This is a genomic window from Sneathiella sp. (assembly GCF_047631475.1).
Lineage (GTDB): Bacteria > Pseudomonadota > Alphaproteobacteria > Sneathiellales > Sneathiellaceae > Sneathiella.
On record NZ_JBLHZT010000008.1, the window covers coordinates 25,072 to 46,458 of the forward strand.

Annotated in this window: 17 protein-coding genes; 2 read left to right on the top strand and 15 right to left on the bottom strand. The window is 48.2% G+C overall.

What is annotated here, in order from left to right; genetic code table 11:
* Positions 1 to 33 precede the first annotated feature (33 nt).
* Together ACJAYR_RS05010 and ACJAYR_RS05015 are read left to right on the top strand one after the other, a co-directional pair.
* The gene (locus ACJAYR_RS05010) at positions 34 to 1,584 is read left to right on the top strand and encodes an ABC transporter permease (protein WP_415235576.1); all 1,551 of its coding nucleotides are present in this window, start codon (positions 34 to 36) and stop codon (positions 1,582 to 1,584) included.
* A gap of 4 nt (positions 1,585 to 1,588) precedes the next feature.
* Positions 1,589 to 2,770 carry an ABC transporter permease subunit gene (locus tag ACJAYR_RS05015; protein ID WP_415235577.1) on the top strand — a complete coding sequence of 394 codons (1,182 nt, stop codon included), beginning with the start codon at positions 1,589 to 1,591 and terminating at the stop codon, positions 2,768 to 2,770.
* Between the two features lie 609 nt (positions 2,771 to 3,379).
* Here ACJAYR_RS05015 and ACJAYR_RS05020 read toward each other — a convergent pair.
* The 15 genes from ACJAYR_RS05020 to ACJAYR_RS05090 all read right to left on the bottom strand — a co-directional run bounded on the left by ACJAYR_RS05020 (position 3,380) and on the right by ACJAYR_RS05090 (position 21,381).
* Complete coding sequence (locus tag ACJAYR_RS05020) at positions 3,380 to 4,756, bottom strand: aspartate aminotransferase family protein (RefSeq protein ID WP_415235578.1); 1,377 nt, start codon at positions 4,754 to 4,756, stop codon at positions 3,380 to 3,382.
* 29 nt (positions 4,757 to 4,785) lie between these two features.
* Positions 4,786 to 6,276, bottom strand: a complete 1,491-nt coding sequence (locus ACJAYR_RS05025; RefSeq protein WP_415235579.1) for an NAD-dependent succinate-semialdehyde dehydrogenase — start codon at positions 6,274 to 6,276, stop codon at positions 4,786 to 4,788.
* Between the two features lie 157 nt (positions 6,277 to 6,433).
* Positions 6,434 to 6,913, bottom strand: coding sequence for an Lrp/AsnC family transcriptional regulator (locus tag ACJAYR_RS05030; RefSeq protein ID WP_415235580.1), 480 nt, complete (start codon positions 6,911 to 6,913; stop codon positions 6,434 to 6,436).
* 20 nt (positions 6,914 to 6,933) lie between these two features.
* Complete coding sequence (doeB, locus tag ACJAYR_RS05035) at positions 6,934 to 7,923, bottom strand: N(2)-acetyl-L-2,4-diaminobutanoate deacetylase DoeB (protein WP_415235581.1); 990 nt, start codon at positions 7,921 to 7,923, stop codon at positions 6,934 to 6,936.
* 4 nt (positions 7,924 to 7,927) lie between these two features.
* Positions 7,928 to 9,109 carry an ectoine hydrolase DoeA gene (doeA, locus tag ACJAYR_RS05040; protein ID WP_415235582.1) on the bottom strand — a complete coding sequence of 394 codons (1,182 nt, stop codon included), beginning with the start codon at positions 9,107 to 9,109 and terminating at the stop codon, positions 7,928 to 7,930.
* 18 nt (positions 9,110 to 9,127) lie between these two features.
* Entirely contained in the window at positions 9,128 to 10,120 is a 993-nt protein-coding gene (locus tag ACJAYR_RS05045) for a cyclodeaminase (RefSeq protein WP_415235583.1), read from the bottom strand.
* A gap of 14 nt (positions 10,121 to 10,134) precedes the next feature.
* Complete coding sequence (eutB, locus tag ACJAYR_RS05050) at positions 10,135 to 11,127, bottom strand: hydroxyectoine utilization dehydratase EutB (protein ID WP_415235584.1); 993 nt, start codon at positions 11,125 to 11,127, stop codon at positions 10,135 to 10,137.
* Positions 11,128 to 11,284: 157 nt separating this feature from the next.
* On the bottom strand, positions 11,285 to 12,409 hold the full coding sequence (locus ACJAYR_RS05055) for a sensor histidine kinase (protein ID WP_415235585.1): 1,125 nt from the start codon (positions 12,407 to 12,409) through the stop codon (positions 11,285 to 11,287).
* A gap of 105 nt (positions 12,410 to 12,514) precedes the next feature.
* Positions 12,515 to 12,991, bottom strand: a complete 477-nt coding sequence (locus ACJAYR_RS05060) for a response regulator (RefSeq protein ID WP_415235586.1) — start codon at positions 12,989 to 12,991, stop codon at positions 12,515 to 12,517.
* Positions 12,992 to 13,011: 20 nt separating this feature from the next.
* A complete protein-coding gene (locus ACJAYR_RS05065) occupies positions 13,012 to 14,529 on the bottom strand; it encodes a PAS domain S-box protein (protein ID WP_415235587.1) in 1,518 nt (505 codons plus the stop codon).
* 370 nt (positions 14,530 to 14,899) lie between these two features.
* The gene (locus ACJAYR_RS05070) at positions 14,900 to 16,669 is read right to left on the bottom strand and encodes a methyl-accepting chemotaxis protein (protein ID WP_415235588.1); all 1,770 of its coding nucleotides are present in this window, start codon (positions 16,667 to 16,669) and stop codon (positions 14,900 to 14,902) included.
* Positions 16,670 to 16,672: 3 nt separating this feature from the next.
* Entirely contained in the window at positions 16,673 to 17,293 is a 621-nt protein-coding gene (locus ACJAYR_RS05075) for a hypothetical protein (protein WP_415235589.1), read from the bottom strand.
* Positions 17,294 to 17,488: 195 nt separating this feature from the next.
* Positions 17,489 to 18,064, bottom strand: coding sequence for a sarcosine oxidase subunit gamma (locus tag ACJAYR_RS05080; RefSeq protein WP_415235590.1), 576 nt, complete (start codon positions 18,062 to 18,064; stop codon positions 17,489 to 17,491).
* A 10-nt stretch (positions 18,065 to 18,074) separates the two neighbouring features.
* Complete coding sequence (locus tag ACJAYR_RS05085; RefSeq protein ID WP_415235591.1) at positions 18,075 to 21,083, bottom strand: sarcosine oxidase subunit alpha; 3,009 nt, start codon at positions 21,081 to 21,083, stop codon at positions 18,075 to 18,077.
* Positions 21,076 to 21,381, bottom strand: a complete 306-nt coding sequence (locus ACJAYR_RS05090; protein ID WP_415235592.1) for a sarcosine oxidase subunit delta — start codon at positions 21,379 to 21,381, stop codon at positions 21,076 to 21,078. The genes ACJAYR_RS05085 and ACJAYR_RS05090 overlap by 8 nt, the downstream gene beginning before the upstream one ends.
* Positions 21,382 to 21,387 lie beyond the last annotated feature (6 nt).

Below are 21,387 nucleotides of genomic sequence, written 5' to 3' on the forward strand. Positions count from 1 at the left end.
AAATTTAATGAACACTGAACTGGCGACTAAAGAATGAGTGATACGATCGAAACTGGTCCTGTGTTGGCGGCAGACGGGACACCTTTGAAGCGGAGTTTGCAGCGCTCTTTGCGGCTACAAAAATTCAGAGCTTTAATGCTGATTTCGCCCCTGCTTGCTTTCATCCTGATCACGTTTATCGCGCCGATCGCAGATATGCTATTTCGCTCCGTCGAAAATGAAATCGTGAGTGAAACGCTTCCGCAAACGGTCAATCTGTTGAACGCGGATACAGAATCTGCGCCGATTGTGCCGGGCGAAAAAACATTCTCCGCCCTCTATGTTGACCTCTTCGTTGCGGTCAAAAACAAAGAACATACGCGGCTTGGGAGCCGCCTGAATTACGAACAAACCGGGGTTTCCTCGCTGTTTCGTAAATCCGGGCGACGGGTTCGCCGCCTCAATGTTGAAATCTATCCAGACCAATTTGCGGCTGTTGATCCCAGTTGGAAAGATGTGAAAACTTGGCAGATGCTGGCAGATTCTTCAGATGCACAAGAAGAATTACCGCAATCCATGTGGGCCTATTCGTCCTGGCGGAAATATGTGATTGAAGATGGGGATGACCCTCAAAAAGAGGCCGTCGCAGATTTTGTTTTTGTCGCTCTTTATAATGACCTCGTGCGTTTAGAGGGTGCATCTTCCAATGCGCTCATTCAGAAAAGCGCCGCGGCGGCTACAAATTTCAAGACCGTAAATTTTAAAGAAGCGTTCCTCAAGTTCGATAAGGAATGGGCAAGTGAAGACGTCTGGAAAACACTCCGCGTTTACTCTCCGCCTTATACCGAAGGTTACTTTCTGACAGCCGTGGATCTTAAAAAGGATTTTGACGGATATTCAGTCCGTCCGGAAAATGAGCGTCTCTATGGAACTCTGTTCCTGAGGACACTGTTTATGTCGCTTGTGATTACTGCCTGCGCCATTTTCCTGGGCTATCCGATCGCATGGCTTATGTCTAACCGTCCAATGCGGGAAGCCAACCTTCTGATGATTATGGTTCTGTTGCCATTCTGGACCTCCTTGCTTGTGAGGACCTCCGCCTGGAAAGTAATGTTACAACAACAAGGGGTCATTAACGATACTCTGGTTTGGCTTAATATCATCGATGAGGCAGGGCGTCTTGTGTTGATCAATAACCAGTTCGGTACGATCGTTGCAATGACCCATATCCTGCTACCCTTTATGGTTCTGCCACTTTATTCAGTGATGCGAACAATCCCGGAAACCTATACGCGTGCCGCGAAATCGATGGGCGCGACAAATTGGACGGCTTTCTGGCGAATATATTTCCCATTATCTGTTCCTGGAATTGGGGCTGGATCCATTCTCGTGTTTATTCTGTCCATTGGTTATTACATTACCCCTGAAATCGTCGGTGGCACGTCCGGTACCTTCATTTCGAACCGGATTGCCTACCATATCTCTAGTTCGCTTAACTGGGGCCTCGCGGCTGCATTGGGCACAATATTGCTGCTGGTCGTTCTGTTGCTCTACTGGGTGTATGACCGAATTGTTGGCATTGATAACGTGAAGTTGGGGGGCTAAGAGTATGTCAAAAAAGAAAGAAAAACCGATTATCGCCTCTATTCAGCAGATTGCAGGCGCGGGTGCCTTCTTTGCGGGTCTGTTTGGCTTGCTGTTTGGTATGACCCAGGAAATCCCGTTGATCGGGGTTGCCGGGGGTGTCATTCTGGGTGCTATCGCGTCTACCCTGATTGTCAAAGTCCTTAAAACAAGGCGCATTGCGCAACTGGTAACGGTTGTTCTTGGTCTTGTCGCTGGTTATCTGCAAGCCGAAATCTCAGGAGCCTTATTGGGCGGGCTATTTGGGTGGGTGTTCACCTGGTTTGTCTTTTGGGTTGGAACCGGCGACTATCGCCGCAGGTTGCCTTCTTATGCAACACCAGGGCAGGTCATCTGGCATCATTCATTTGTGGTTATCTGCTGGGCGATCTTTCTGTTCCTGATCACACCTATTATTGTAGTGATGCCCTTGAGTTTTAATGCAGAGAACTTTTTTACATTCACGCCTGAAATGTTGAATTTTGATCCTGCGGGCTACTCATTGAAGCATTATGAAGACTTCTTTACGAATTCAGACTGGCAGGGTGCGATTAAAAACAGTTTCGCTATTGCGCCGGTTGCGACCTTGTTGTCGGTGTCCCTTGGAACATTGGCCGCCATTGGGTTAAGTCAGCCGTTCGTGCCGTTCCGTCGTGCGATCATGGCGATCATGATTTCGCCGATGATTATGCCACTGATTATTTCTGCAGCCGGCATGTACTTCTTCTATAGCCGTGTTGGATTGCAGGGCACCTATTTTGGCGTTGTTCTGGCCCATGCAGCACTCGGTATTCCGTTTGTGATTATTACCGTGACAGCCACCCTTGTGGGCTTTGATCGCAGTTTGACACGCGCCGCGGCTAATCTTGGTGCCAATCCTGTGACAACCTTCTTCCGTGTACAAATGCCTTTGATCTTACCTGGTGTTGTGTCGGGAGGATTGTTCGCTTTCATTACGTCCTTTGACGAAGTTGTGGTCGTGCTATTTGTTGGTTCCGCTGGGCAGAAAACGTTGCCTTGGCAGATGTTTACAGGCCTGCGAGAGCAAATCAGCCCCACAATTCTTGCCGTGGCCACGATTTTGGTTGTGCTCTCGGTGATGATGCTGACAACACTTGAATTACTCCGCAGACGTTCAGAACGGTTGCGTGGCTTGTCACCGGGGTGATGCGAGCCATCGTTGAAAATGATAAAAAGGCCCGGTTTTACGACCGGGCCTTTTTTGTTTCTCCGAATGACCGTCAATGCTGTAATCAAAGATGCAAAGAACCATTCTAGTTTTTGGCGCTGGGGACCTCTTACCTTAATGTCGGAATATTATCGGCTGGGGTTTTTCAGCTCTCTGTTTACGGATAGAGGTAAGTTGAATTTCCTCCATGTACAATCGATCCAGCTTTGGAGCTTTTTGTTTGCGGCCTCAAAAAATCGATGTCAGAACACGCAGTACTCTCATCGAGCATGCCTTGCCCGCCGAGGAAGGTCCTTTGGTCTGGATGCAGGTCTTTTGGGGTCTGATCTTTGGAAGTACAAATGAACCATTACACGAGCGTCGACAGCCGGTCTATTGTCGCCGTGTTGTGCTTTTGAAGAAGGCAAAGTCCGTTAGTATTCTAGGCTCGCATTATAGCTGTATCCGCAACAAGTCGATTTTTTACGGCTGGCCTTTTATATGTGATCGGAGCCGGAGAAGACAAAATATGATCGTAAGGCTTTGCGCCCACACAAAACAAAAGCCCGCGATGGTAAGTTCGCGGGCTTCGTTTTGGGGAACCCTTGATCAGGTTTGGTTAAATACTTCTGTGACGGCTTCGCTCATAGCCCCAACGATGGTATCCGCTTCTTCTTTTGTAAGGCATAGCGGGGGGGCAAATCCGAGAATATCACCCTGCGGCATTGCCCGCGCAATAACGCCGCGTTTTAGAAGCGCAGCAGCAATTTTGGGTCCGGTCATAAGTGAAGGGTCAAGAAAGGTTCTTTTTTCCTTATCTGCAATTAATTCAACAGCGAGCATAAGACCTTCTCCGCGAACATCACCGACATTGGCATGTTCACCGATGGCTTTTTTCATTTGCTGTTTAAAATAGGGTCCAACATCGCCCGCGTTACCCACAAGACCCATGCTGTCGATGAGTTTCAGGTTGGCTACACCCGCAGCTGCACAAACCGGATGGGCGGAATAAGTCCACCCATGCCCAATTGCGCCAAATTCATCAGTTCCCTGCTCCAGAACGTTCCAAACTTTGTCTGAAACAATCGACGCTGACAATGGGGCATAAGCGGACGTAAGGCCTTTGGCGGAGGTGATGATATCTGCTTCAATACCGTAATGATCAGAGCCAAACATGGATCCCAGCCGACCAAAGCCTGTAACCACTTCGTCAGCAATCAGAAGGATGTCATATTTTTTCAGGACAGGCTGAATGGCATCCCAATATCCGGTTGGCGGCGGAACAAGGCCACCTGTTCCCAGAACGGGCTCGCCGATAAAGGCAGCAACAGTGTCCGGCCCCTCTTTCAGGATTAGCGCCTCCAGATTATCAGCGCACTGCTTTGAAAATTCTTCTTCGCTTAAGCTTAAATCGTCGCGGCGATAGTAATAAGGGGCATCTGTGTGAACAACTTGAGAAAGCGGTAAGTCAAATTTCTTGTGGAATAGTTCCAGGCCTGTCAGGGAGCCGGTCATCAGGCCTGATCCGTGATATCCTCTCCAACGCGAGATGATTTTCTTCTTTTCGGGCCGCCCCAGAACATTATTGTAATACCAGACAAGTTTGATATTTGTTTCGTTTGCATCGGACCCTGACAAGCCATAATAGACTTTGCTCATGTTGTCGGGGGCCCGGTCAATGATCATCTTGGAGAGCGTAATAGAGGCCTCGGTCCCATGCCCGACATAAGAATGATAGTAGGCCAATTCTTTTGCTTGTGCGGCGATTGCATCAGAGATTTCGGTGCGCCCATATCCCACATTGACGCAATAAAGACCGGCAAAAGCGTCAAGCAACCTATTTCCGTCTCTATCTTCGATATGAACACCAGAACCGCCAGTCACAATCCGGTTGGCGAGCTCACCCCGGGCAAATTGTGCCAGATGCGTAGAAGGGTGGAAAAAGTTTTCTCGATCCCATTTACTGAGTTGATCATTTGTAAGCATTGATTTCTCCTGATTTTAAGGCAACGGGGTTACGCCCAGTCGCGGCAGACATATTTAATATTTGAAAAGGCCTCTATCCCGTGGCGAGAACCTTCCCGGCCAAGTCCGGATTGTTTCATTCCGCCAAAGGGAATAGGGGCGCCGGTCACTTTTGTTCGATTAACGCCGACCATGCCAAATTCCAGTTGTCGGCTCAGTCGGTAAATCCGTGAAGGATCTTTCGTATGGAGGTAAGCCATCAGACCATATTCCGTGTCGTTGGCCAGATTGATAACTTCTTCTTCTGTGGAAAAGGAGGCAATCGCGGCAACCGGGCCGAAAGTTTCTTCATGCATTATTTTTGCGTTAAAGGGCACATCGGCTAAAACGGTGGGTTCAAAAAATAAGGGACCAAGTGCCATTTGATGCCCCCCGCACAGTAGAGTGGCACCGGCATTTACGGCGTCGTGCACATGATCCAGTTGTTTATCAACTGCCTGGCTGTTCATCAAAGGGCCAATCTCAGGATCGTCAACACCTTGCCCGACAGAGAGCGTCTTGACCTTCTGGGTGAATTTTTCGCAGAATTCATCATAAACGCCAGCTTGAATATAAAACCGGTTAGCCCCCAGGCAATCTTGACCAGACGTGGCAAACTTGGCCTTTATACCTTCCTCGACAGCCTTATCCAGATCACAATCTTCAAAAACAATAAACGGCGCATGTCCACCGAGTTCCAAACTCAGACGTTTGATGGTTGGCGCGCATTGTTGGTAGAGAAGCCGTCCGATTTCAGTTGAGCCGGTAAAAGAAAGGGCCCGCACTCTTGTATCCTTGGTCCATTCTCCCACAATTTCTGCTGGCTCGCCCGTAATGACATTGAACACCCCTTCAGGGAACCCGGCGCGTTCTGCCAATTCCGCCAGCGCCAACGCTGAAAACGGTGTTTCTTTTGACGGATGTATGATCACAGGGCAACCAACGGCAAGAGCCGCAGCTGCTTTTCGGGTAATCATAGCATTTGGAAAATTCCAGGGCGTGACCAAAGCGGCAACACCGACGGGCTCCAGCCAAACTTCTACTTCAGCATTATGAAGATGAGAGGTGATCCCCAGTATATCTGTTCGCTTTGCCTCTTCGGCGAAAAACTCGATGAACGAAAGGCCATAGTCGATTTCACCGCGAGACTCTGATATCGGTTTGCCCTGCTCAAGCGTCATGATGAGGGCAAGGTCTTCCTTATGATCCTCAATAAGCTGATGCCATCGGCGCAAAATCTCAGCACGTTCCTGTGGAAGGCGGGCGGCCCACCCTTTGAAGGCCTGTTGGGCGCAGTCGATAGCCTGTACGCTCTCTGCGGCATTGAGGGCAGGGACTGATCCGATCCAATCGCCATTTGCCGGGTCGGTCACATCGATAACATTGCCAGAGCGAGCGGACTGCCATTTTCCGGCACTATAAGAAAACTCCCGCAAGAGTTTCGGGTCTTTTAATTGATCCAGTTCTTTGGATCGCGACAAATTCTGACTTAATTCGTTCATGGTCCACTCCGCTCGTTTTCGACTGTGCGATAGTAGAAGAATTTGCGTAGTGGATGTGTTTATTGTCCGCCTTATATTCAGAGAAGAATTCTCTAAAGGCAGATAAAAAGAGAGAAACTATCGGAAGTTAAAAAGAAGTTAGACAATTGAACGAGGATTAGGATGCGCCAAAGATTGAAAAGGGGTTGGCCGATCCACTTTTAACCGGTTTCGTGACGACATATGTGTAATAACGCCGCAAGCCGATATCGGCTTCTAGCATATCATCCACTGTGCGTTGATAGTCATCGACACTGGCGCAAACCAGTTTCAGGAAATAATCCACACCGCCGCCAACGGCCCAGCAATCTGCCACTTCGTCTATTTCCTGGACAGCCTGTTCGAAACGATCAAAGTCTTCGGCCCGGTGACTGGAAAGTTCCACCTGCATAAAAATAGTTGCTGTGGGGCCAAGCTTTGTCAGACAAAGCCGCGCCCCATAGCCTTCGATGATCCCAATTTCTTCCAGCCGTTTCAACCGTTCCCAACAGGCCGTTGGAGACAGGTTGACCTGTGTGGCCAGCTGGTTTTTTGGAATGCGACCATCTTTTTGCAAAACGCGCAGAATTTTTAGATCGCGATCATCTAGCTTATTCATTTCAACTCAATATCTTGGCACTAAACCTTTAGAGCAACGACGCCGATAATATCGCCCATTGCGATTAAGCCCGGAAAGTGCCGTGCGGCAAAGACCCCGTCGATCTCACTGTGATACTCTGTCACGGCGCCATTCGTCCGATCTATATCATAAACTCGGGCAATCAGCTGACCAAAAGTCACATCCTCTCCAAGCTCGACACAATATTCAATCAATCCAACGCTTTCACAATAAATAAAGCAGCGGTGATCCGGCATATCAAGGTTCACTGTTTCTGAAATCTCAGGCTCGCCCTTTAGGACACCGGCATGTCGAAGCAGATTGGAGACGCCTTTTTTGGTAATCGAAATCGTTTCGGCAGAAGCCGTGCCGCCGCCGCCAACTTCTGTGGAAATAAAGACCTTTCCCATTTCCTCAGCCGCGGTGTCATACATCCCAACGGAATCGACCTCCAACAGCATAACGGAATAGGGTGCATTAAAGGCGTGCATGGCCGCAACGCATTGAGCCTGTAACTCTTTACTTTCCAGTACATGAGCCGCACAGAAAGGAACAAAATCCAGTGTTTTTCCGCCTGAATGAATATCCAGAACATAATCTGCCAAAGGGAGCAATGTCCGTTGAAAATAGTCTGCGATTTTTTCGGTTACTGACCCCGCAGGGTTTCCGGGGAAAACCCGGTTCATATTCCGATTATCAATGGGGGAGGTCCTGCGGGCCCCTTTGAAAGCAGGGTAATTCATGGCAGGAATAATAATGACGCGGCCATTTACATCTTTTGCATCCAGCTTTCCAGCTAGATCGAAAAGTGCAATGGGACCTTCATATTCGTCGCCGTGATTGCCGCCGGTCAAAAGAACCGTTGGTCCTTCACCCTTTTTTACTACGGTTATGGGGATCATAATTGATCCCCACGCAGATGCATCATGAGAATAGGGTAATTTGAGGAAGCCGTGCTGAGTGCCTTCCTGGTCAAAATCGACGGTTGCCGTTATTGGATTTGCACGCATGGGCCTAACCTTTAATCATTAGTTGTCGGGGAACCGACGCGAGAAGTTCAACCTCGCCTTCAGTGATAACAATACTTTCTGTTGTCTCCAGGCCCCAATTGTCCATCCACAGGCCGGTCATGAAATGAAATGTCATACCGGGAAGAAGCTCTGTTTTTTCCCCAGACCGCAAGCTCATTGTTCGTTCGCCCCAATCCGGGGGGTAACTCAGACCGATCGGATAGCCTGTTCTACTGTCTTTGAAAATACCGTGCTTTTTGAGAACTCCAAAAAACGCATGCGCAATATCTTCACATAAATTACCGGCTTTGGCTTTTTCAAGCCCGGCTTCCATTCCTTCCTGGATCGCTTTGTCAGCATCTATAAAGGTCTGCGACGGCTTTCCTAAGAAGATGGTGCGGGATAAGGGGGCGTGGTAGCGCCGATAACAACCTGCAATTTCGAAGAACGTTCCCTCTCCTGTTTTAAGGGGTTTATCGTCCCAGGTTAGATGCGGGGCCGCCGCGTCCTCTCCAGAGGGAAGCAGGGGAACAATAGCCGGATAATCACCGCCAAACTCGTCGGTGCCACGGATGCCAGTGTCGTAAATTTCTGCGACCAGATCGTTTTTGCGCATGCCTGGCTCGATAACATCAAAAATCCGCTCATGCATTTTCTCGACAATTTTTCCGGCCCGGCGCATGTAAATCAGTTCTTGCTCCGATTTTACAGCGCGGCACCAGTTAACCAGTGAGTTGGCATCGATGAGCGTGGCGTTTGGCAGGTGTTTTACGAGCGATAAATAGGCGGCGGCTGAAAAATAATAGTTGTCCAGCTCAACACCAATTCTCTTATTGCCATATCCTCGGTCATTCAAAAGACCACTCAAATAGTCCATCGGATGACGTTCTGTGGTTTGAATGTAATTCTCGGGATAGAATTCGACATTCTCGTCTGACATGAAAACGGTCCGTCGTGCGCCATTGGCATCCTGTTTTCGGCCATACCAAAATGGTTCTGTATCGATGGGCAGAACAACGCATTGGTGAACGTAAAAAGACCACCCATCATAGCCGGTTAACCAAGCCATATTGGAAGGGTCTGTTACAATTAAAACGTCAATCCCTTTTTCCGCCATTTGCACGCGCGCTTTTGCAAGGCGGGATCGGTATTCGTCAACTGAAAAGGGTAGATCAATGCCCGTCATGACATTCTCCATGAAAAACTAGTTGGTGAAAAGAGTGCCAACCTCCGCACTTTCCGTGCGGTTTCGGGCAAAGGTTGCGATGGCTGTGTCCTGTACACCGGTGCCGGTAAGGTCGCATATAGTGACTTGTTCGTCAGACAGGCGACCGGGTTTCTGTCCGGTAATGATTTCCCCTAATTCGGGAAATACTGTATCCGGGGCAACGGTTCCGGCTGTGATCGCTGGACGCAATTCCCCCTGTTTAATGCACTGCGCCAATCGGTCACAGACGTAAAGGTCCGCGGCTGGAATAACAGCGGCATCCAGTTCTGTTTTATAGTCAGCATCAGATCCCATTGCCGTAATATGATGTCCCGGCTTCAACATACTTGCGAGAACAAGCGGTTCTTGCGACGGGGTTGTAGAAACCACAATATCGCTTCGGTCCATCAGATCCTGAATAGTGTCTGCTGTCTGCATTTCAATACCCAGTTCTTTGGTACAATCTTCAGCAAGATCCGCAGCTTTTTCATGATGCCGCCCCCAGACGATGCACCTTTTGATATCCCGAACCAGTGTAAGGGCTTTCAGCTGAAGGCGTGCTTGGGTGCCTGTTCCAATCATGCCCGCCGTTGTTGCATTTTTACGGGAGAGCCATTTAGCAGCAACAGCCCCAGCTGCCGCGGTGCGAATATCCGTCAAATAGCCGTTGTCCAAAAGAATGTTTTCAACAATTCCGGTTTTTGCTGAAAATAGAACCATCAAACCATTTAAACTTGGCAGCCCAAATTTGGGGTTGTCAAAAAAACCGGGACTCATTTTTACGGCAAATGAATTGATGCCGGGCACATAGGCTGTCTTGACATCCATCTCGCCATTGAATTCTGGAATATGTAAGCTCAGGATTGGCGGCATTGACACGTTTTTAGTTGCCAATAGTCCAAACGCCTTTTCAACACAGGTTACCGCCTCCATATCGAGTTGTACGGCCTGCCTTAACTGATTTTCGTTTAGGATTTTGATGTCGGGCATTGTCTGTTTCTCACTTAGCCTTGGTCCAATGCCACATTGACATTCTCTCCGTCAATGATCCTTTTATGCAGCTTCATGTCAATATTACTGCCACTAATGACAAGGGCGCAATGTCCGGGGGAGGGCACTTTGCCGGAAAGCAAGGCAGCGATCCCAACGCTGCCAGCGCCTTCAATGACCAGTTTTTCTTTCCAATAGGCGTGATGAATAGCCTGCGCAATTTCGGCCTCACTGACAACGATAAGTTCATCCACAAGATCCTTCACCATCTGAAAGGTATATTTGTTTGTTAATCCGATACCACCTCCAAGAGAATCCGCGAGGGTCGGTATTTCTGGAACTTGAACCGGTTTACCTGCTTTTTGACTTTCAAACATAGCTGCCCCTTTTTCCATAGACACGCCAATTATTCGAATGTCTGGTTTTATAGTCTTTAAGGCAAGGGCAGTTCCCGATATCAGGCCGCCCCCTGACACGGGGACCACCACGGTTTGTACTTCCGGCACCTGTTCAAAGATTTCGAGCCCCAGCGTTCCTTGGCCTGCGATAATATCGGGGTGATCAAAGGGTGGCACCATGGTCATCTTTTTATCTTTGACCAAGCGGTCGACTTCGATCTGAGCTTCATCCTGTGACTGCCCAATAATCCGAACGTCTGCGCCTTGCGCCTTAATAGCCTGCACCTTATTTTCGGGTACAAGTTCTGACATGCAGATGACGCATTTTACGTTAGCATTTTTGGCCGCATATGCGAGGCCCCGCCCATGATTTCCTGTCGATACGCCCACAATTCCGGCAGAACGCTGTTCAGGCGAAAGCGAAAGCACAGCGTTTGTTGCACCGCGGAGTTTAAAGCTACCCGTAGTCTGTAGGTTTTCCAGTTTTAATGAAACATTCCCCTCAGTAATACGGGATAGGGGCATAGAAGGCATTATTGGCGTCTTCTGGATTGAAGAGCCAATTGTAAGCTGAGCTTTTTTGATATCGTCTAGCGTTGGCAAGCCCATAAGAATGGTTTCCTATTCAAGAACATTGGGGATCTGCAAGTGGGCTGCGATCATGAGGGTTTCGTACAGGCTTTATGCAATTTTTTGTCGCGGCAAGACTGTTTCAGAAACAGGGGGGATGAGAAAGGGCATTTTACCATTGTCTGGAATCGGGACCTTAGCCAGTTTTTTTGTCATGCCAGCTCCGTTTCGTGGCTATCGGTAGCGCTACGAAAAAAACAGTACCCTCTTTTTCTCCAGGTTCACACCATATTTGACCGCTGTGAGCTTTCACGATTTTTTTGCATGTCGCGAGACCGAGACCCAGACCGTTTCCATTTCGTGCAGCCCCTCTATTGAGCGGCTTAAAAATTTCGACAGCCTGCTCTCTAGAGATCCCCAATCCGTTATCCTCAATTCTAAAAAGGATATGCTCTTCGGTTTCTTCAACTGAGACGTGAGCGACGGGTTCAGCTTTGTCATTATGGCGTATGGCATTGGCCAGAAGGTTTTGAAATAACTGTACAAACTCAGTCTTTCGAACCTGGAGGGTCGGTAAGTCTGAAACGTGTATTTTGGCCTTTTTCTCCTGGATATCAGACTGCAGAAGCTGAAGGACCGTTCGCATAACTTCAGCACTGTCGGTGTTGACGGACTGTTCGTTTGTTGTACCGGCTTTTGCATAGGAGAGCAGGCTGCGAACCACCTTTTCCATGTGTTTACCGCTGCTTCGTGAATTGCAGATATATTCTTGGGCGGTTGGAGATAGTTGACCGGCTTCGTTTTCTAAAATTAGATCGAGATATCCGATGACGCTGTTAAGTGGGGATATTAAGTCATGTGCAACCAAGCCTGCAAAATTTTCAAGGGCTAGTTTCTGGTAATAGTTCCGCTCTGCATTCTTCGCAGAATCAGTTGCATTTTTTACCGCACGATAGAGCTCTGATTTGGATAATTTGTCTTTAACGACATAATCGTGGGCTCCGGTCTTCAAGGCCTGAACCGCCAATTGCTCGTTCCCCGCACCTGTTACCATGACGAACCCCATATAAGGTGGTTCAGAGGCATTGTTGTATTCGGCAAGCAATTCCAGACCCGTATGAGGTGGTACGAGATAGTCAATGAGAACGCAATCAAACCTTTCCTGGTTGAGCCGCGTTCGTGCTTCTTCTATGGAGATTGCCGTTTGCAATTCGAAGTTATCCTCCAATTGCCCCATAAGGCGACAAATTAACCTGAGATCGACTTCATCATCATCGACAACAAGGACTTTTAGAGACTTATTAGGTAGATGACTGACCAAGTTATTTCCCTGCCGTTGATGTTTACTGCAAGCAGATTAGGAGTGAAATGGATTTCTTAACTCCGTATTTCCAAATTTATTTAATAATCTTAATTCAGTTCTATTTTATGTTGTGTTGTCGTCACTCGTCAATCTTGATACGGGGTTTTCGGGAAACCTGACAGTCAAAACAAACTTTTCAAGCATGCTCACCAAATTCAAAAAATCAACGCCAGCACGACTTTTAACAATATATCCAGCGATTTGTTTGTTATAGGCGAGTGCCATGTCGCGATCATCTTCTGATGTCGTCAGCACAAAAACAACACTGTCTTTTAATGCTTGATCCTGTCTAAGCTCATCAAGGAATTCAAGCCCGTTCATGCGCGGCATATTCAGATCAAGCAGAATAAGGTAAGGGCGGGACAGAGGGGCGTTTTCCGGGGTTCCGCGTAATATCTTCAGGCCTTCTTCACCGTTTTCCGCTGTGATGATTGGATTGTCAAAACGGTGTCGCCGCAGGGCCCGTGTTACTCCCCTGATGTCGACGGTATCATCATCTATGATCAGAAGTGTGACGGTATCTTTCAGAGAGTCGGACATGCTGGTTTTCTTCTCCTAGTTCAGCTTTTTGGCCAGACCAAATGAAAATTGGCGCCTCTGCGATCGCTGGGATCTTCTAAAAATACACGACCATTGTAAAGTTCAACGATCTTTTTTACCAGTGCCAAGCCGATGCCTGTCGCTTCCAGTTCGTCGCGGGATTTTAACGTTTGAAAGACTTCAAAAATTTTGGTTTTATACATCATATCGATGCCAGGGCCGTCATCGCGCACGAAGTAATGAACCTCAGTATCGTCACTGTGACCGGTGATCCATATGGACCCGGTCTGTTCATCATGATGTTTCACGCAGTTCATAAGAAGGTTACGAAAAACCTGTTCGATGGCAACTCTGGGAGCGAAAAGTGTCGGTAGATCTTCCTGAACATGAACCGTAAAGGTGTCTGTTGGTACAAAAAGTTCGATCGTATCGTGAATAATTTCTGACATATTGAGAGGCTCTGGAAGACCCTCTTTTCGACCAACCCGGGAAAACTGTAACAGGCCGTCAAGTAACTGGCTCATGCGGATGACGCGGGTTTGCAGCATATCAAGGTCTTTTCTGGAGTCCGGTGGCAGCTGGTCTCCGGCATCTTCTTTTATAAACTGAGCCAGTTGGCTGACACCCCGCAATGGTGCTTTCAGGTCATGGGATGCGGCATAGGCGAAGGCATCAAGCTCTTTGTTACTTCTCGCCAAAGCCTCCGCTCTTTCGTGAAGTGTTTTTTGGGCGATCTTGCGTTCTGTAAGGTCAACAATTGCCGCCAATACATAGGTCGCTTTTTCAGTTCTGACCGGGCTCAGTCCAATTTCGACAGGAACACGTGATCCGTCTTTCCGTTGTCCCTCCAAATCTCGACCTTTCCCCATAGCGCGGGTTTGTGGGTCAGAAAAATAACTGGAAAACAGGCTTGGATGCCTTTGTTTGACGTCGTCTGGTATAAAGATATTCACCGATTTGCCGATTAACTCGCCGCGGGTATATCGGAAAAGCGTGGTTGTTGCAGAATTGACCAACTGAATGACGCCCATCGAGTCGACCATCACAATGGGGCTGGGCGACGCCATGAGAACAGCTTCCAGCCTTTTCTCCGTTTGCTGCTTTTCCTGAAGCTCTGCTCTTAGATTTTTTTCGCGGTCATGTCGGCAGGCGGCGAAGCTGACGGCTTTAATAAAGGCTGTCGGCTCTAAAACAGGCAGCGCAAGGCAGTCATGGGCCCCTTGTTGAAGGGCGGTCATCGCAAAATCTATGGATGTGTTCTCGCTTAAGACAAGGACAGGAGCCGCAGCGCTTTGACAGAGCGTTTGCAGATCAGCCAGGGCGGCCCTATTTCCGCTGTCCATAACAAACAGAATTACGTCGGCATCCAAGCGACTGTCATTCAATATTTTACAAGCCTCGGAAACTGTTCGCAGGACAGTCAAAACGCTGTCGTATGAGAGACCTTCCGCTTTCAGGGCATTGACCACAAACGGTTGTGCAGCCCCTTCCAAGTCAATTAGCAGTACCTGCCGACTATGCGCTTCTGCCAGGCTCATTTTTACTCCAGTCCCAAATCTTGAGGCGGCCGTGTCTACATCCTGCTGAAGGCGAACGGAAAACGGGCACGTGGGTTAGACGCTGGAACTTTTCCTGTATTCGTGAACAATCTAATCAATACTAGTATGGTTTTGTGAAATAACAACCTTTCGGGTCGGATTTTATTGGGGGTTGCGGGAGTCGTGGACTGTGCCTACCGTCAAACTGAATTCGAGAAAACCGAATTGGTTATAATCAGATCTACAGTCGCCGAATTACACGCCAATGGGATGTTAGCCGGGTTGAGATGTTTTAATGACCTGCAAAGGCCTGTAACGGAACAAGCCTCTTTGGGTCATTAAAACAATGTCGGTCATAAAAGGTAAAAGATCACATGTTGCGAACGCCCTCCAAGAACGTTCTGATATCATCCCGAAGGCTACTGTTTTTATCATTGAGGTCGGTCACGATGCCATTTTGATCACGGGCTCTTTTCTGCGTGTCAGATGCTGCCGCTGCGACTTTTGAAACAGCGTCCAAAACTTCTCCCGTGCCTTGCGATGCCAGTGCGATGCTTTGGCTGATCTCGTTTGTTGCGGCCCCTTGCTCTTCAACCGCGCTGGACACCATGGCTGTTAATTCATCAATTCTGTGGACAGTTTCGCCGATATGCGTCACCGCACTTGCGGCCGCTTTTGTTTCATTTTGTACCTCGGCAATTTTTTGACTGATTTCCTCAGTGGCCTTACTTGTTTGTGTGGCTAGACTTTTAACCTCATTGGCAACAACAGCAAAGCCTTTGCCAGCTTCACCGGCGCGTGCCGATTCAATCGTCGCATTGAGAGCAAGCAGATTGGTCTGGCTCGCAATATCGCTAATGATCTGTACGACTTGGCCAATACTGGTCGCCACTTCGTTCAGGGCCGTCACCCGATCATTCGTCTGGTTCACTTCTTCCACCGCTGACCGCGTGATTTGAGAGGTTTGCGATATCTGTCGTGAAATTTCCTGAATGGAGGCTGTTAATTGTGTGGTCGCTGAGGAGACTGTGGAAATATTTTCAGAAGCGCTGGAAATACTTTGGGAAGCTTGTTGCGATAAAGTCTCGGTTTGGCTGGCATTTGCGGACATGCTGTTGGTCGATTCTGTTACTTCGCCAACGGCCTTGCTTACAATATCCAGGCTGCTGCTCATATTGTCATCAAAATTGGATGTTAGGAGGGAAAGTTGTTCAAGGCGGACACGTTCTTTCTCCTGTTCAGCCAGTTCTTTCTCCCGCATTTCCTGTTGTTCAGCTTCTTTTAGTTTAAGGCTCTCAACAAGTGTCGCCAGCTCTTCCTGCTTTTCGATATCCCGTTTTTTCAAACCTTCCTGATCAATTGCGTTCTCTTTGAAAATCTGAACCGCTTTTGCCATGGCACCGATCTCGTCTTTTCTGTTAATGCCTTCAATGTCGATGTTGAGGTTTCCATCGGCAAGATCACTCATTCTATTCGTCATTTTTGAAATTGGGTTTGCAATCGCAGTCGTCAAAGACAGTCCAAAAATAACGGCAAGAACAATCAGCAATGCAATAGACGAAATAATCGTGATTGAGAAACGGTTGATGGCATTTGATTTCTGGTCAAAAACCGCTGTCAGAATTGCCGAAAGGTCTGTTTCCAAAAGGGCTGCAGTATCGGTTATCTTTAAAATAATAGCCTGTGGTCCGCCAGAGACTTCAATCGCGCGGGCCTGATTGACAGAAAGGTAGTTGCGCATAAGAGAAATCTGCTCCGCCGCGTACTGTTCCTGCCACTCTTTATGCAGTGCCCCTAATTGGGAAATTTTTTCAGCGACGGATGGGTAATTCGTCGAGAGCGTTTTTAGTTTGTCAAAATACCCTTCCGAGACTTTCTGATATTTATTGTAAGTTTCCAGGCCATTGCGGTCGCCTGTGAGTAAAAAATATAGAAGCCCTTCTCTTTGTTCAAAGAAGGATGTCTGAAACTTTAAGTAAGTCTCGTCTAAATCAATGGCGACACGGCTTTCCGCGTCAGCCTTTTGAATATCTGTGATTGACCAAAACGAGATTGCCGCCATGATGATGGCAACGACAATGAGTGTCGAAAAGCTGATCGCGAGTTTCGTCCGAATTTTGAGATTGTGCAGGTATTTCATGATTTAGCTCCCTTTCGACATCTGGTGGCGTCTTTGGAGCTCAGTGAGGTTATACTCAATCGTAACGGCACCAATTGGTTTGTCGTCATTATTTGAAATCGTCATATTGACCTGTGCCCGCCAGGTTTTTGAACCTTCATGATATTCGGGCTCATCAATAAAGATCTGACCACTGCCTTTGGGAAATGTTTTCTGAAATTTGGCCTCATCTCCTTGCCAGAAATCAGACGTGATCGAGCTTTGCCCGACATTCAGTCCTTTCGCGTCCATCACAAACATTTCCGTATATAAACCGACTGAGGCGGCTTGTATTTGAAGGAGGTAATTGGAGAGGGGACTGCTCAGGGTTGCTGCGATAAGGGGTTGGTCTTTTTCTGTGCGTTCTTTTCGCCATTGCTTATCCAGATCATCGATCGTCGACTGATCAATTGCGCTGTACTTTTTGTTTTGCGAGTCAATGGAGACACGAACAACCGGGTTAGCAAGCCAGGTGCGCGCATTTGAAATGGCTACTTCTGTAATAAGGGACGTTGACGGTGCTGTTTCATCAGCAAAGGCAAGCTGGGCAGGAAGGCTGAGCAAAGCTGCTGATAGGATGCCAACGCGGAGAGGAATTCTGTACATTAAGCCAGCTCCATTTTTTATATTAATGCTAGTGGTTAATTAATATGGGCTGGCAGTTAAGATGGGATTAACAAAAGCAAAGAACTCGGGATCTATTTACTGATATGGGTTTGAATAAAAATGTCGAATATTTAGCAATTTCTCAGTATGGTGGAACGTAAATATAAATAAATATTGTTATGGTGGTGTTTTTTATTAAAGACCAAATGCTATTTCTTTTATGCCGGTATTTAGCAAAGCCCAAACATGCGGAAAAAATGAACGCCATACTTCTAGATGAAAAGTGGTGTCGGTTTGCCGAAAAAGCGTAACCTCGACTGTATCAAAAAGGGTTCTTGTCCCTTTTCCTTCAGAAAAGGTCGAGAGGTCTCTGGGGCAGCCGATGGAGAGTAACTCAATGGCTTTTGGTCCACCAATTTCGATGGATATCTGACGGTCCGAAATATCACTCAGGCTATGAGGAACTGTTTTCCCAAGTGTTGCAAAGCGATTGATGATCTCTTCTTTCTCGTCCGGGTCTGTTTGTAAGTGCCATTCATCCGGCCCAAGACATAGCGCGCCTTTCATGCCTAACCTGTTCCACGAATGAAGAGTGTCTGGAATTGTTATGCCAAATTCTTCTGAAAACCTTGTCAGGTGAGCGCTGTCGGTGCGGAAGTTGAACCGCACAATTTTCGGGTTAAGCCGCAGGTATACCGGGGCGTTTGGGCCTGCTTCGATATGGGGTGTATCGGCTGATATGTTGAGCGTATCGGGTATCTGTATATTCATAAATTGTTCCTTACCCGTTTAAACGAAGACCATCGGGATCATAAAAAACGGTATTCACTATTTCAGCCGCCAATATCTCATTTGGCATGGGAATGTAGACGGTTTCCCCTAGACGGTTTTGCCCATTTTCAACAACGGCCAATGCTATGGAGTGCCCTAGAGTTTCGCTCCAGTAGGAGGAGGTGACATGTCCTACCATTTTCACGGGAATGACTGCATCTGGAGTGTTGACAATCTGTGCTCCTTCTTCGAGGACCTGTTCTGGTATTTTCGTTTTAAGTCCCACCAACTGTTTTCTGTCGGCTTTGTGCATATCGGGGCGATCAAGTGACCGCTTGCCAACAAAATCAGGCTTCTTTTTACCAATTGCCCAACCAAGACCCGCGTCAAAAGGAGTGAGGGTTCCATCGGTATCCTGACCGACAATAATATATCCTTTTTCTGCTCTCAAGACATGCATGGTTTCCGTGCCATATGGGCATATGTCGTAGGGTTTACCAGCCGCCATCAGCGCATCCCACAGAAGAAGTCCTTGCGAGGCAGGAACGTTGATTTCGAAGCCTAGCTCACCGGTGAACGACATTCTGAACAATCGGGCCTTCAAGCCAGCAACAGTGCAATCAGCAACCGACATATGAGGAAAAGCGGTATCGGAAAGATCCAGCCCTTCGACCAATGGCGCCAGCATTTTGCGTGCGTTTGGTCCGTTTATGGCAATGGTCGCCCATTGTTCTGTCGTTGATGTCAGCCACACCTGCAAATCAGGCCATTCTGTTTGCAGATAATCTTCCATCATATTGAGGACACTTGCTGCGCCACCCGTTGTTGTGGTGACATGGAAATTGTCCTCCGCCATTCGGCCAATAACGCCGTCATCCCGAATAAATCCGTCTTCTCCCAGAAGGACACCATAGCGACACCGACCGACCGCGAGCTTTGTCCAGGGGTTGGTATATAGACGGTTCAGGAATTCAGCGGCATCAGGACCAATAATGTTTATCTTTCCCAAAGTGGACGCGTCGAAAATGCCGAGCGAATTGCGGGTGGATGCGCATTCACGTGCCACAGCATCGTGCATAGACTCTCCTGATCTTGGGAAATACCAGGCGCGGCGCCACAAAGACACCGGCTCAAAAACGGCTCCGTTCTTTTCAGCCCAACGATCGATCGGTGATTTGCGTGTGATTTCAAAGCATTGCTCTTTATGGTATCCGGCAAAGGTTCCAAAGGTGGTAGGGGTGTAAGGAGGGCGGAAGGTTGTTAATCCAACTTTCGGAATGTCCTTGCCCAAAGCATCAGCGGCAATGGTCAAGCCGTTCATATTGGACATTTTACCCTGATCCGTTGCCATACCGTTTGTGGTGTATCGTTTCACATGTTCAATAGATCGCATGCCTTCGCGGACGGCAAGTCGAATGTCTTTCGCCAAAACATCATTTTGAAAATCGATGAATGCTTTTTGGGAATTTATAGGTTTGTCAGAGGGCAATTCCTTATGGGTGACACCTTCTCCGGTATGATCATTTGAAACTGAATAGGAGATTTGATCTGTGGTCAATTGGAGCGTCTCCAAAGCCGCAAGCCCAGCTTTTATACCATCCTCCAAACATGTTTCTATCCCCCACAAACCCCGGCAGGCACCAGCAATTTGACAGTCCTCGGTTAGGGTGCCAGGAAGAAAAACCTGTTGTTTCTCATCCCAGTTCAGACTGCCTTTTGTATGAGAAAAGAGATGCAGCGAGGGGGTCCAGCCACCGCACATGAGCAGCGCGTCACAGGGAATAACATTCCCGGGCTTAACATTGTCGCCGTTCAACGCGTTCATTGTCAGCGCGCTGATACGCAGCCGGCCTTGTGTTTTGCTGACTGTATGGTTTAGAAAATATGGGATCCCTCTTTTGTCTGCTTCTGCGCTAAGCGCCTGATTTACATCAGAGCGGGTATCAATAACGGCTGAAACATCCGCACCAGCATCCGCAAGTTCAAAAGCTGAATACCAGGCGCTGTCATGGGAGGTTACAAATGCCGGCTTTCTACCGACTAAAACACCATACCGGTTTAAATAGATGCTTGCCGCACCACTGAGCATAACGCCCGGTCTGTCATTTCCGTCAAAAACAAGCGGCCGCTCCATTGCGCCCTGGGCTAGAACGACCTGTTTCGCCCGCACCCGCCAAAGGCGTTCCCGGGGCGCATCCTGTGGGGGTGAAGATAGATGATCCGTCAGTTTCTGGGCTAACCCCACCATATTCTGGTGGTAATACCCGATGGCTGTTGTCCGTGTCAGTATTCGAACATTCGGTTTGTTTTGTAGTTTGGTTAGGGCATTGGCCAGCCAATCGCTGGCGGCATCCTGATCGATGGTTACCTGTGATTCAGAGAGAAGGGTGCCCCCTATTTCAGAATTTTCGTCCACAAGGACGATTGACACCGTATCGTTTTTTGACGCCTGTAACGCGGCGGCAATACCGGAAGGGCCGGCGCCAATGATCAGAATGTCGCAATGCAGGTAGCGGGAGGCATAGTGATCCGGATCAGCTTTATCTGGAGAAACACCAAGCCCCGCAGCGGAACGGATCGCGGGCTCGTAGACTTTGTCCCAAAAGCTTTTGGGCCACATAAAGGTTTTGTAGTAGAAGCCCGCGGAAAATAATTTCGAAAATCGGTCATTGATGGCGCCAACATCGAACGTCAGAGAGGGCCAATTATTTTGGCTGGTGGTTATCAGACCCTCATATATTTCCTGGCAGGTCGCCCGTGTATTGGGTTCATACCGGTCAGAGGCACGGTCCGGCCGCTGGGTTCCGATCAAGGCGTTGGGCTCTTCAGATCCTGCTGTAACAGGTCCCCTTGGGCGGTGATATTTGAAAGACCGGCCCATAAGATGAACGCCATTTGCCAGCAATGCAGAGGCAACCGTGTCGCCTTCAAATCCCTGATAATTTTTGCCATCAAATGAAAAATTAATGCGTTTTTCGTAATTGATGCGGCCTTTGTTTTGTATCCGGTAGTTAGTCATTGGCCAACTCTTTCAGGGTATCATCGGACGGGCGGGGCTCGCCACTTTTATAGGTGAGCAGGAATTTGTCAGTGACTGTATTCCTTGCCGCATTGAAGAAACGGGCACATCCGTGAATGTGACGCCAGCGTTCCAGATGAATGCCGCGAACATTACTGCGAATAAACAGAAAGTCCCGCCAGGCTTCATCGTCTAGCTCGGCCGGGTTTTCGGGACGAGCAATATGGGCTTCTCCTGCATAGGAAAATTCCAGCTCAGGGAGGTCTTCTTTGCAGTAGGGACAATGGATTAAGAGCATGTGCGT